Source organism: Anaerococcus sp. Marseille-P3915 (genome assembly GCF_900258475.1).
GTDB lineage: Bacteria > Bacillota > Clostridia > Tissierellales > Peptoniphilaceae > Anaerococcus > Anaerococcus kampingae.
The window spans coordinates 1,421,287-1,433,754 of record NZ_LT984887.1 but is presented as its reverse complement, the minus strand read 5'-3'; the positions used below and the strand labels follow the sequence as shown (position 1 = coordinate 1,433,754).

Below are 12,468 nucleotides of genomic sequence, written 5' to 3'. Positions count from 1 at the left end.
CTAAAAGCCTTTAAGACGGGGTTTTTTTGCCTTAATCGCTTTTAGACAAATCGAATTGGACTTTTAAAGTCTTTAAGCTGATTAGTTAAAATAACGGGAGATTTTTTGCAATAAAAAAGAAGTAGTTTTTTACCTACTTCTGTTTGTATTGTTCAATTACTTTCTCTACCTGCTCTTCAAGCTCTTCCCTGTCTGGTATATACAAGGTATATTTTGATGCGAATATTTTATTTGATAAATTTCCTAAGGCGTATTCTGCTTGGACTCCGTCTTTATCAGTACATAAGATTATCCCTATAGGCTCATTGTCCATCTCGTCATTGACTTCTGCCTTATAATAATTGAGGTACATATTTATTTGACCTACTGCTTCTGGCATTAGCTTGCTTGTTTTTAGTTCGATTAAGACATAGGACCTTAATATTTTATTATAAAATACCATGTCCACATAATAGTGGGTGTTGCCTAGGGTTACCCTTTGTTGGCTGCCTACATACATAAAACCCTTGCCAAGTTCTAGTAAAAACTTTTCAATATGGTCTATGAGTGCTTTTTCTAAGTCACTTTCCATCATTGGTTTTTCTTCTGGCAAGCCTAAAAATTCAAATACATAAGGGTCTTTTACAAGGTCAGCCGCCTTATTTATTTCATTGCCCTTTAAGGCTAGGTCTAGGACTTTTTCCTTGTTTTCCTCTCCTGCTGATAAGAGTAATCTTTCAAAAAGTGATGTTTTAATTTGTCTTTTAAGTTCCCTTACTGACCAATTTGCATTTATACTTTCTTTCTCATAGAAGCTTCGTTTTTTCTCATCGCTGATAGATAAGAGTTCGCAATAATGGGACCAGGTCAATTTGCCAGACAGTGTCTGGCAAATTGGATATGATAAATATAAGTTTCTCATATTCTGTAAATTAGACCTTGAAAACCCTCTGCCATATTCCTTTGTTAGTTGTCTTGATAAGTCGTTTATAAGCTCTTTGCCATACTCTGCTCTTTGCTCATGTCCTTGCTCATCTTCTACGATAATACGTCCAATCTCCCAGTAAGTCTCTAGCAAAATATTATTGACTTGCCTTGCAACTTCGTTTCTGGACCTTTCCATCAATACTTTTATACTATTAATAACATCATCATGGACCCTATCTATTTTATTTTTCTCATTCATATAAGCACCCCTTGACTTCTTTAATTATATCATAAATAAGCTTTTTTGTATGCCAACCTCTAAAAAAAACGGGACAAAATCTTACTTTTTGCTATATATAATTAGCACGTGCAAATCACACAAGAAAGGAGTGGCGTACTTTCTGGGCTTGCCATAAATTTTATCGCAAGCCAGACTTCGCTAGCTTGATCCTGAGGAAAGAAAGCTTGCCAAGTTAGCCGAAATTGATATGGATATATTTAAACTCATATCTGAACTAGGCTTTCCAATAGTGATGAATCTCATCCTAATAGTACAAATCAATGGAAAGCTTGACAAAATCATTGAAGAAATCCAAAAGTCATAGCTTTTGGGGAAAGGAACTTTATGGCAAATATTGAAAAGATGATTGACTTTGGCTTGACCAAGGTCGGCAGGGTGGGCTATTCCATGGCCTATCCTGCAAGACTTGGCCCAGCCTTTTATGACTGCTCATCCTTCGTCCACTATTGCCTCATAGCAGGAGGCTTTATCCCAAGGACAAGCCTAATAGAATCTACAGAGACCCTCTTTAAGATGAATGGGACCTACCTAAAGGAAATTTATTCTTATGACCAGGTCCAAAGAGGGGATATCTTTATAAGAGGAATCGAAGGCAAATCCCTGGGAGCAGGCGGCCATACGGGAATATTTTTAGCAAGGGATAAGATCCTTCATGCCAACTACAGGCATAGGGGAGTATCCATATCCACAACTAGGGATGACCTTAAAATATTTCTAGCCTGCAAGAGGTCCTATAAGGAAAGATACTTTAGGCCCCTAGGCAATACAAATACTGGCTACAAGATGGTCGAAAAACTCGGCAGGGCCCTGGTAAGGGCAGCAGTCAATGTCAGAGCCTTACCCACTACCAGGTCAGATGTTCTAGCAGTCTATTATCCAGGTGAGCATATCCACTATGACCAGGTCATAGAAAACGAAGGCCTAAGCTGGATATCCTATATAGCCCTATCCGGCAAGAGGAGATATGTCAGCATAGGTGATGGAAAATCAACTTGGGTAAGGATTTAAAAAATAAATCGGGACAAAAAGGCAGTTTTTGTTATATATATACAAGGCGCCAATAAAAAAACAAAAAAGGAGAAGAAATGAAAATAAAAATTAAATTCGAAATCGCAAACGTAGACGGAGACAAGAGAAAGGCCTACACAAAGACCTTTTCACAAGTAAACCAAGAGGCAAGCTCTGATAATATCAAGACCTTCGCCAAAGCCTACCTAGGCCTACTAAATGACAATGGCCACGAACTAAAATACGCAATATACAAAGCCGATGACCAACTAATCGAAGAAGGCAACCTAGCATAAGAAAAGGAGAAAGGAATAACAAATGGAAAAAACAATCAATTCAAAACTCAAACTATATTTCAAAGATGAGGCAGCAGCCCAAAGAACAATCTCAATAGACCAAGTAAAACCAAGCTACACCGACACTGAAATCAAAAACGCCATGGACCAAATGATCCAAGCAAACGTCCTAAAAACAAGCAAGGGCCCAGTAACAAAAATATCCAAAGCCGAAATGGAAAAAATAGAAAAAAATCCATACAAGGTGAAATAAAGCTAAAGTAAGCAAAAAGCCAGCCGTGAGCTGGCTTTTTATGTGGGAATTTACACTATCTGCAGAGATATTATTTACATTTTCGCTTTTATATGATATAATTAAAGCGAAAATGAGGTGAGGAAGAATGAACGCACTTAGAGAATATATACAAGATAATTTAGTAATCACCAACAAAGAAGCAGAAGAACTCGGATATACTAGGCATAATTTATCAGAATTAACAAAAATCGGACAATTAGAAAGATTAAGACCAGGACTATATCAATTAAAAGGAAAAGTTATAGATGATTTTATTTTAATATCATCTAATAGTAATCGAATTATATTTTCCCATCAAACAGCCCTCTACCTCCACGACCTATCCGATAGGACTCCAAATGTATTTCATATATCTGTACCCCAAGGCTACAATGCCAGCCATATCAAGAAAAGATATGAAGACCTACAAGTTCACTATGTAAAAAAAGATTTATACGAGCTAGGTAAGACAGAAATAAAATCACCACAGGGTAACCTTATCCTAGTTTATGATATAGATCGAACAATTTGCGACATCATGATCGACAGAGAAAAGATAGATAAGCAGATTTTCACAGAAGCCTTAAAAAGATACTTTAAATCACAAAATAAAAACCTAAGACGACTCATAAAATACAGTAGACTATTTAAAATAGAAGATGAAATTAGAAAATATATGGAGGTATTATCGTGATTAATATCGAGAGTATAAAGGGCAAGATAAGAAGTATGGCAGAGAAGAAAAATCTAAAGTCTCAAGAAGTTCTGCAAATATATTTCTTTGAAAGANATAGAAGACGAAATTAGAAAATATATGGAGGTATTATCGTGATTAATATCGAGAGTATAAAGGGCAAGATAAGAAGTATGGCAGAGAAGAAAAATCTAAAGTCTCAAGAAGTTCTGCAAATATATTTCTTTGAAAGATTTTTAGAAAGGCTATCCAAATCAAATTACAAAAACAATTTTGTAATAAAGGGAGGATTACTAATATCATCTCTAATTGGTATTGAAAATAGAACAACTATGGACATGGACACAACCATAAAAGGCATACCCCTAAAAGAAGAAAAAATAAAAGAAATCGTAGAAGAAATCATAAATATCAATGTAGACGATGGAATAAAATTTGAAATAAAAGACATCTCTTATATTAGAGAAGAAGACGAGTACGAAAACTTTAGAATTTCACTAATAGCAAATATTGGGAAAACTAAAAACCCAATGAAACTTGACCTAACAACAGGAGATGCAATAACACCAAGAGAAATAGAATACACCTATCCCTGTATCTTTAGCAAAGAAGATATAAAAATAATGGCATATCCATTAGAAACAATTCTCGCAGAAAAATACGAAACTATAATCAGAAGAAATATAACAACAACACGAATGAGAGACTTTTATGACCTATACACCCTTTACAAACTAAAAAAAGATGAGATAGATTATAAAATTTTAAAAGAAGCAATAGAAAGAACTTCCTACAAAAGAGGAAGTCAGGAGGAAATGCAAGATTATGAGGAAATAATCGAGGACATAAAAGAAGATTCATACCTAAGATCCTTGTGGGAAGTATATCTAAGTGAAAATAAGTATATAGGAGATTTGACCTATGAGAATGTCATCGACCTTGTAGCTATAATTTCTGAAAAAGTAAATAGTTAGCTTTTGAAATGTTATTTAGGCCAGCCATGAGCTGGTTTTTTATGTGGGAATATAAACAAGTTCCAATAGGTGAGAGCTTTACATTTTAGCTTTTATACATAATAATTTAAGCAAAATGAGGATGCATTGAAAAAATAATTGATAACTCCTGGAAATTGTATTGACATTGTGTTGACAGTGCACAAATAAGCTCATATAATTATCCTAAAGGAGATGATAAAATGACAACAACGAATTTGAATATAAGAACAGATAAAGAAATAAAAGAAGCAGCAGAAAAAATCTACTCCAGTTTAGGTTTAAATATGACTACTGCAATTAATATGTTTTTAAGGGCAAGTATTAGAGAAAGTGGCATTCCTTTTGATCTCAAACTTAACCAGCTAAACGAAGAAACCATAAAGGCTATAGAAGAAGGAAGAAAAATAGCCGAAGATAAAAATGTTAGGTCTTATGATAGTATAGATGACTTGAGGAAAGCCCTTGAAGTATAAGATAAAGTTTACGAAGAGATTCAAAAAAGATTTAAAACAAGCTAAAAAACAAGGAAAAGATATTGAAAAGCTCTTTGATATTATTGAGAAGATAGCAAAAGATGAAACTCTTGATGAAAGATATAGAGATCATTCATTAAACGGAAATTACAAAGGAACTCGAGAATGTCATATAGAGCCAGATTTTTTGTTGATATATGAAAAAATAGAAGAAGTTTTAGTATTATCTCTAGTAAGAACTGGCTCACACTCAGATTTGTTTAAGTAAAACTAAGCACGACATGTCACTATATTCGAAGGCTTTAAAAATAAAGCTGCACTTGGTTCATAGTAAATAATAACATCGAACAATTCCTTTAGGCTTGTCCACTACGGTCGAAGTAAGGGAAGTAGTAGGAAGCTTACATAAGCTTTCATCATTACCCCTTGTCTCGAGCGTAAGTCGAGAGACCTATTACGAAAACTCAAATTCCAAGAAAAAACCAAGCACGATATGCCACTATATTCGAAGGCTTTATAATATAAATTTATAATAGCCAAAACAACCAAAATGGCGAGAATAATCTCGCCAATCTTGATTTATCTACGCCAATTGGAGTATAATGGCGAGAAAAGAGGTGGGATTTATGAGAAAATTTAATTATTCAAACTTACTTAATTTAAACATACCAGCAAATATGTATGATTTGATTGCAAAAATATATGAGTATAAGGGAAAGCAAGAACTCTATGTGATAAACTTTCCGGACGTACTCGAAAAAATGGTAGAAGTTGCTAAAATTCAGTCAACAAAATCATCAAATGCGATTGAGGGAATATCTACAAATGATACTAGGCTGGAATCATTGATGAATAAAAAAAGTAGGCCAAGAAATAGGGATGAAGAAGAAATATATGGCTATAGACAGGTTCTAGATATCATTCATGAAAACTATGAGAATATCGAATTTACAAAAAATAATATTCTAACCTTACACAATAGACTCTACGCTTATTCTGGAGTCAGTCATAAGGGCAAATTTAAGATAATGGATAACTCTATAGTTGAAACAAATGAATTTGGAGAGAAAAGAATAAGATTTAAGCCTATATCAGCTTTTGAAACCGAATCTTATATTGATAAGATGATTAGCGCATATGATGAGGCTGTAAGATTAAAGATACCACCACTCTTGCTAATTCCAGTTGTGATCCATGATTTTTTGTGCATTCACCCTTTTGCAGATGGGAATGGAAGAATGTCTAGGCTTTTAACCCTGCTACTTCTTTACAAAAATGGTTTTTTTGTAGGAAAATATATTTCATTAGAAATGATAATAGAAGATACTAAGGATTCGTATTATGAACAATTACAAGCTTCTAGTGAAAATTGGCACTCTGGAGAAAATGATGAATTACCATTTATAAAATATAGCTTATCAGTGATTTATAAAGCATATAACGAGTGTGATCAGAGATTTAAGTTAATAGGAGAGAAATCTTTGACATCTGCACAAAGAGTGATGAAGGTATTTGAAAATTCCCTAGAATCCCTATCCAAATCTGATATAGTCACACTGTGTCCAGATATATCAAAGAGAACCATCGAAAGAGCCTTAAAAGAGTTAAGAGAAAAAGGCTTAATCAAACAAATAGGAAGTGGAAGGGCCACTAAGTATATTAAAGCCTAAGACAGCCAGCATATACTAAAGTAGGTGGAAAAACATAAATCCATCTACTTTTATCTCTATAATGAGCCAGCCGAGTGCTGGCTTTTTGTGTGGGGATAAGCGATACGGTTATCATATTATATTTTGTTAAAATAGTGAGATTAAGATCAATCAACTCTTTTTTTGAAACTAAATCACATTTATTAACTCAAATATTTTATTAAATCCTTGTTTAAAATAATTTTATTTAGTTTTATAATCAATTATAAATAGAACAACTAAATGTTTAAATATTAATTTATATTGAATATATCTATAATAATAATAATAAAGAGTATAATTATTTATATATTACGAATAATATACATTTTCACAAACTGCAGTATTATGCCATTTTAAAGGAAATATTCTTGAAATTTTGTAAAGCAAAACATATAGTCAAAAATATGTCTGTATCTAGTATTCACAACTATACAATCTTTCTTATATATTGTTTTTTATATAAAAAATCCTCAAATAAAATGGCTTGAATAAGACGGTAGAAATAGTATATTGTATTTAGGCATAATGTATGATTTATGCATTATTACAAGTAGCTTTTTGACACTTTTATTTTTTATAATCAGATTAAGTTACAACTTGTTGTAGTTTAAAGATTTTATAAGCAGATATTAGTTGTTAAAAAGAAAAGGATTTCAAAAGGAGATTTCATGAAAGAAAGAAAAGCAGAATTACAAAAGCTTATTGATTTCAAAAAGCTAAAAGGTACTAATAGAAAACCTAGGTATGCTACAAGAAAACTAACCATCGGTTTAGTATCATGCATGCTAGGATTCTCTATAGTAGTAAGCCCTCAACTTGTAGAGGCTGGTGAATTAAATAAATCACCAGCTGCAACAGAAGAAGCGCAACCTGAAACAGTAGCAGGAAAACCTGAAGCTAAAAAAGAAGAAAATTCTAACGGGAAACCTGATGGTGAACCTGTTGGAAAACCTGCTGGCGAAGAGACTGCTGATGAAAAAGCAAAAGCTGAAGATGAATTAGCAGCCTACAAAGCAAAAGCTATTAAAGATATCGAAAAAGCTTTCGAAGCATTTGGCGAAGATGTAAAACCTTCTAAATCACTTGATGAATACAAAAAAGATGTAGAAGAAGCTAAAAGCATAAAAGCAGTAGATGAAGTAGTTGAAGCTGCAAAAGCTGAAGCAAAAACAGGTGCTAAGGACAGTGAAGCTGAGAAAAAAGAAGGCCAAGCAGAAGGTAAATCCGATCTTACTGAAGATAAAAAAACAGATAATAATGAATCTGAGCTTGAAGTTAGCGGAAAAAAAGTAAATAACCAATTAAAGGCTTCTGATTCTACAGAAAAGCCTGACGCACTCTCATCTGCGACTTATTACAGTAAGGCAAACTGGGAAAATCAAATCAAAGATAAATCTCGTTGGAAGGTTGGAGACAAGCAAAGACTTGTAAGGGTTACTACATCAGAACCTGTCGAAATGAACGACATTGATTATGATGGTAACTTTGTTGATGCCAACGGCAGAACTGTTCTAAGAATGGTTTATAAGGAAAAGGGTGCAGCAGTAACAACTGTATGGTACAGGGGTATATTTAACTTCGGAGAACTTGACCAATACATCGACTACGACAAATCTTATATAGTTGGTGTAAATACCTTAGGTAATGAAGCTAAAAGTGGAAATTTAGAACCATTTAATGACCGTAAGGAAAGAATCGTTGACCTAGGTGTATTAAGAGGGGACTTAACAAACCAAAGAAAGAACCTCCCTATTAACCTTGTTTTAAAAGAAGGTGTTACAATTAAAGACTTAGGTCAAAAGAACTACATCGTTCAAATGAGACTTGCTGATAAAAAGGGTGAAAGAATCTATGCCTATGCACCTAAGGGAACATCCATGGACTATTCAACTTATACCAAGACAACATCAGTTTCTCTTGAAGATAAGGTAAATAGACTATTTATCAAGGGTGGATACCAATCAGATGGAAATAACGCAACAAATCAAGAATTCGTTATGTCCGAATTTATTGCCAACCCAGAACAATATAAGGATGAAAAAAATCTTGGTATAATAAGAACCCAATACACGGGTCAAAGAGATGGAAACGCTGCTTCACCTACAACTGGTGGACAACCAATCGCCTTTACCCAAGCCTTTGATGCTAACCTTCTTAACTACTTGAAGCCTGATGACAAGGGCAATGTAGCCTATGTAAATGTTCTTGAAGATACAAGACTCAAATCAAAATTTTCACACAATTTTGGTATTAAACTAACAGACTTTAATAAATCCGCTGATGGTAAACTTGCTTACCTAGTTATTGCTCCTCACGACTTCCAAAAAGAAGGAATTAAGAAGGTTGAGATACCACAACACGACCAATACACTATGCTAAAAGGTATCTACATTACAGCTATCGACTATGTTGTAGATAAGGGCAAATTTGAAGATACTTTTGCAGGTAGAGATGAATTAAGTGGTGGTAATAAATCAAGAAAACTTAACTACTCAATGATCTCCGGCTGGACTAATCCAAATACAGACGGCTGGACTATCTTTGAAAAAGAATACAAAGATGGTTATGTAGCTCATGCAGGTGAATCTTTTATAATCGACACCACAAAGGACCCAGCAGATAAGCAAATTATGCTTCAAGTTGGTAATGAAGATGCGGTTATAAGAAAAGAGCAAGGTTACTACACTTATTATGTAACAAGTGATAAGGGTATTGAAAAAATTGAAAGATATGCAGATGGTATCTTTAAGTTTGACCTTAGAGAAGGAGCTACTATAAAGCCTGGAGATAAGATAAAAATTTTCATGCCATATGCAAAAGACCATGATGCCCCTGTAAACTTCCTTGAAATTAACAACGGTACTGAACTTAATAAAGGTGGAGCAACTCTAACATTACAAAAAAATAGAAATATAAATATGCACCTTTATAAGGAAGGCAAAAAAGGTTACTATATCCTTAAATACACACTTGCAGACGGAACTAAAGCTGAAAAGAAATTTGAACCAAAGGTTACATGGTCATATGATAACAAAGACAGAGTTATGACCGGTGTTCCAAATGGTGCAACAGTATCAACTGGTGGTAACTTCTTTATCAATACATCTAAATTAAAACCAGGCGAAGATATTTATGTAGAATCTTATGATGAAAATGGTAATAAATTAGAAAACCAAACATCTTGGTTCAAGTATAGACCTTTAGAAAAAGCTCAAGATACTGTTAAGGAACTTACATGGACTGACCACTCTGATAAATCATCCATCCTTTCTATAAATAAGTCACTTTACACTCCATATCAATTGATATTTACAAATGATTATGCCGATGGAACAGATGACTTCTATAAGGATCCAAGAGTATTACCAGCTGATAATGCTAAGTTTAACACTGATACAACAAAAATCGTTGGTTATACAAAGTATGACGGTGGTAAGGTAAGATTACTTTACGATGGAAAAGACAACAAAGTTTATGCCAAAGTAGAAGCTGATGCAAATGAATATGATGATAAGGGTAACCTCAAGGGTGAAGATTTGAGGAAGAAAATCCTTATTCCAAAAGCTAATATCTTTGATGCTCAATTTGAAGGAGATGAAAAAGAATACGAGGCTTATGAATATAGGGTAGATTTAACAAAGATGCTTCCTTATCATTCAGATGATAAGACTGAAAAACCTCTTACTTTATTAAAGGATATGAAGATCTTATCCACTGCTTCAGACGGCTCATCACTACCATCTGACTTATACGAAACAAGAGTTAGGGCAAGAGTATTGTTCGATGCAAATACTGGTAAACTTGCTGATGGTAAAGATAGAGAAGTAAGAATAGCACCAGACAATGTTAATTTCTACGACCAAGAAGGTTATGTAGCCAACGGCTTTGAAGGTGCAAATGTTAAAGAAGGTACTGGTGATAAATTCGCAAAGACACCAACACTAGATGGAAAGCACTTCCTAGGTTGGGTTACTGAAGAAGGTAAGAAAGCCTTAGGAGATAAGGCAGTCGTTACAGCTGATGAATTTAATAAATTAAGTAAAGATCAAATCTTTACTAATGAAACACCAATAACAAAACAATTGGTTGTTTATGCTATGTATTCTGATCAAGTAACAGTTACCTTTGATGCAGACGGTGGTAAATTTGCTGACAGCAAGGATACAACTAATGTTAAAGTAGAAGATGAAAAAGTAACAGCACCTACACCAGACCCAACAAGAGATGGATATACTTTTAAGGGCTGGGCAGATACAAAAGATGCAACAACACCAAATGTTACAGACTTTACAGGAATCACATCACCAAAAACTTATTATGCAGTTTGGGAACAAACTGATAAAACTCCTTTGAAGTTAAATGATCCAGAAAAAACAGTAGTAAAAGATAAAACATCGTTAACAGAAAAAGAACAAGAAAAAGTTGAAGCTGCTGTTATCAAAGCAAACCCAGACTTAAACTTAACACCAGCAGATGTTGTAGTTGATGATGATGGTGCAGTAACAGTTACAAAAGATGGTAAGACTGGAACAATAACAGCTGATAAGACTGTTGAACAAGAAAAAGTTCAAAACAATTTTAATCCACCAAAAGAACCAGTTAAGGTTGAAAATAAGAGCAAGTTAACACCTGAAGAAAAACAAGCTGTTAAAGATGCTATTAAGGAAGCTAATCCAGGTAGAAACTTCAAAGACGATGAAATCACAGTTAATGACGATGGTAGCGTATCAATCGAACAAGGTGGTAAGGTAGGTTCATTCACACCTGATCAGACAGTAGTACAAAAAGATAGTATTCTTAAGCTTGAAGCTCCAGAAAAAACTGAAGTAAAAGACGTAACTAACTTAACAAAAGAAGAAAGAGATAAGGTAGCTGCAGCAGTAAAAGCAAAGAATAATCTTGCTGATGATGATAAGATTGAAGTTGATAGCAAGGGTAATGTAACAGTAACAACTGCAGATGGTAAGAAGACTGGAACATTAGAAGGAAAAGATACAGTAAAACCATTTGACAGAGCTGGTAAAACATTAAACGATCCAAAAATAACACCAGTATCAGATCTTAATAAACTTACTGATTACGAAAAAACTAAAGTAAGAGACGCAGTTAAAGCAGCTAACCCAGACTTAGACTTCAAAGACGAAGAAATCAAAGTTGCAGATGATGGTACAGTAACAGTACCTATGGGAACAGCTGGGGATAAAACTATCGCACCAGCTAAAACGGTTAAAAAAGACGAAGCTAGCGACAATAAAATCGCATTAAAGGCACCAGAAAAAACACCAGTACAAAACATTAATGAATTAACAGAAGCAGAAAAAGAAAAAGTTAAGGAAGCTGTTAAAAAAGCAAATCCAGATCTACCTGATACTGCAAAAATCAATGTTGCTGATGATGGTTCTGTAATAGTTACTGACGGAGGTAAAACTGGAGCCCTATCTCAAAATGATACAGTAGTAGATGACGCTACAAAATTAACATTAAACAAACCAAGCAAAGTTAAGGTTAGAAACTTAGAAAATCTTACACCTGAAGAACAAAAAGCAGTAAAAGACGCTGTAAAAGCTGTTAACCCAAGCTTAACAGATGACCAAATCACAGTTGATGACAAGGGTAACGTAACAGTAACTGTAAAAGAAGGCGAAACTACAAAGACAGCTAAATTAGGACCTGAAGATACAATCGAAAAAGATGATTCACTAAACGCTCCAGAAAAGACTGAAGTAAAAGACCCATCTAAGTTAACAGACGAAGAAAAGAAAGCTGTTGAAGATGCAGTTAAGAAATCAAATCCAGATCTACCAGCAGATGCAAAAGTAACTGTAGGAGA

The 12,468-nt window shown here is 34.1% G+C and carries 11 protein-coding genes and 1 pseudogene; 11 read left to right on the top strand and 1 reads right to left on the bottom strand.

Annotated elements, in window-relative coordinates; genetic code table 11:
- Positions 1-133 precede the first annotated feature (133 nt).
- Positions 134-1,165, bottom strand: a complete 1,032-nt coding sequence (locus C8269_RS06975) for a PDDEXK nuclease domain-containing protein (RefSeq protein ID WP_106460989.1) — start codon at positions 1,163-1,165, stop codon at positions 134-136.
- A 229-nt stretch (positions 1,166-1,394) separates the two neighbouring features.
- Here C8269_RS06975 and C8269_RS10815 point away from each other — a divergent pair, with 229 nt between their 5' ends.
- From C8269_RS10815 to C8269_RS06925, 11 genes and pseudogenes are all read left to right on the top strand, one after another.
- Complete coding sequence (locus C8269_RS10815; RefSeq protein ID WP_158698389.1) at positions 1,395-1,511, top strand: YvrJ family protein; 117 nt, start codon at positions 1,395-1,397, stop codon at positions 1,509-1,511.
- Between the two features lie 20 nt (positions 1,512-1,531).
- Entirely contained in the window at positions 1,532-2,215 is a 684-nt protein-coding gene (locus C8269_RS06970) for a peptidoglycan amidohydrolase family protein (protein WP_106460988.1), read from the top strand.
- Between the two features lie 77 nt (positions 2,216-2,292).
- Positions 2,293-2,511, top strand: a complete 219-nt coding sequence (locus C8269_RS06965) for a DUF1659 domain-containing protein (protein ID WP_106460987.1) — start codon at positions 2,293-2,295, stop codon at positions 2,509-2,511.
- Positions 2,512-2,533: 22 nt separating this feature from the next.
- On the top strand, positions 2,534-2,764 hold the full coding sequence (locus C8269_RS06960) for a DUF2922 domain-containing protein (RefSeq protein WP_106460986.1): 231 nt from the start codon (positions 2,534-2,536) through the stop codon (positions 2,762-2,764).
- A gap of 127 nt (positions 2,765-2,891) precedes the next feature.
- Complete coding sequence (locus C8269_RS06955) at positions 2,892-3,479, top strand: type IV toxin-antitoxin system AbiEi family antitoxin domain-containing protein (RefSeq protein ID WP_106460985.1); 588 nt, start codon at positions 2,892-2,894, stop codon at positions 3,477-3,479.
- Positions 3,476-3,586: pseudogene (locus C8269_RS11125) on the top strand (nucleotidyl transferase AbiEii/AbiGii toxin family protein); the annotation flags it as partial. The gene C8269_RS06955 and the pseudogene C8269_RS11125, both read left to right, overlap by 4 nt.
- 27 nt (positions 3,587-3,613) lie before the next feature.
- Positions 3,614-4,453: a nucleotidyl transferase AbiEii/AbiGii toxin family protein gene (locus tag C8269_RS06945; RefSeq protein ID WP_106460984.1), complete on the top strand. Its 840-nt coding sequence runs from the start codon at positions 3,614-3,616 to the stop codon at positions 4,451-4,453.
- Positions 4,454-4,674: 221 nt separating this feature from the next.
- The gene (locus C8269_RS06940) at positions 4,675-4,947 is read left to right on the top strand and encodes a type II toxin-antitoxin system RelB/DinJ family antitoxin (protein WP_106460983.1); all 273 of its coding nucleotides are present in this window, start codon (positions 4,675-4,677) and stop codon (positions 4,945-4,947) included.
- Positions 4,937-5,215: a type II toxin-antitoxin system YafQ family toxin gene (locus tag C8269_RS06935; protein ID WP_106460982.1), complete on the top strand. Its 279-nt coding sequence runs from the start codon at positions 4,937-4,939 to the stop codon at positions 5,213-5,215. The genes C8269_RS06940 and C8269_RS06935 overlap by 11 nt, the downstream gene beginning before the upstream one ends.
- A gap of 358 nt (positions 5,216-5,573) precedes the next feature.
- Positions 5,574-6,617 carry a Fic family protein gene (locus C8269_RS06930; RefSeq protein WP_106460981.1) on the top strand — a complete coding sequence of 348 codons (1,044 nt, stop codon included), beginning with the start codon at positions 5,574-5,576 and terminating at the stop codon, positions 6,615-6,617.
- Between the two features lie 689 nt (positions 6,618-7,306).
- Positions 7,307-12,468, top strand: a 5,162-nt coding sequence (locus tag C8269_RS06925; protein ID WP_106460980.1) for an InlB B-repeat-containing protein, incomplete at its 3' end; no start/stop codon positions are given.

Bases quoted from the DNA above. Each gene is read 5' to 3' on its own strand.
- C8269_RS06930 (WP_106460981.1), top strand. From the start codon at position 5,574: ATGAGAAAATTTAATTATTCAAACTTACTTAATTTAAACATACCAGCA.
- C8269_RS06955 (WP_106460985.1), top strand. From the start codon at position 2,892: ATGAACGCACTTAGAGAATATATACAAGATAATTTAGTAATCACCAAC.
- C8269_RS06940 (WP_106460983.1), top strand. From the start codon at position 4,675: ATGACAACAACGAATTTGAATATAAGAACAGATAAAGAAATAAAAGAA.
- C8269_RS06960 (WP_106460986.1), top strand. From the start codon at position 2,534: ATGGAAAAAACAATCAATTCAAAACTCAAACTATATTTCAAAGATGAG.
- C8269_RS06970 (WP_106460988.1), top strand. From the start codon at position 1,532: ATGGCAAATATTGAAAAGATGATTGACTTTGGCTTGACCAAGGTCGGC.
- C8269_RS10815 (WP_158698389.1), top strand. From the start codon at position 1,395: ATGGATATATTTAAACTCATATCTGAACTAGGCTTTCCAATAGTGATG.
- C8269_RS06965 (WP_106460987.1), top strand. From the start codon at position 2,293: ATGAAAATAAAAATTAAATTCGAAATCGCAAACGTAGACGGAGACAAG.
- C8269_RS06975 (WP_106460989.1), bottom strand. From the start codon at position 1,165: ATGAATGAGAAAAATAAAATAGATAGGGTCCATGATGATGTTATTAAT.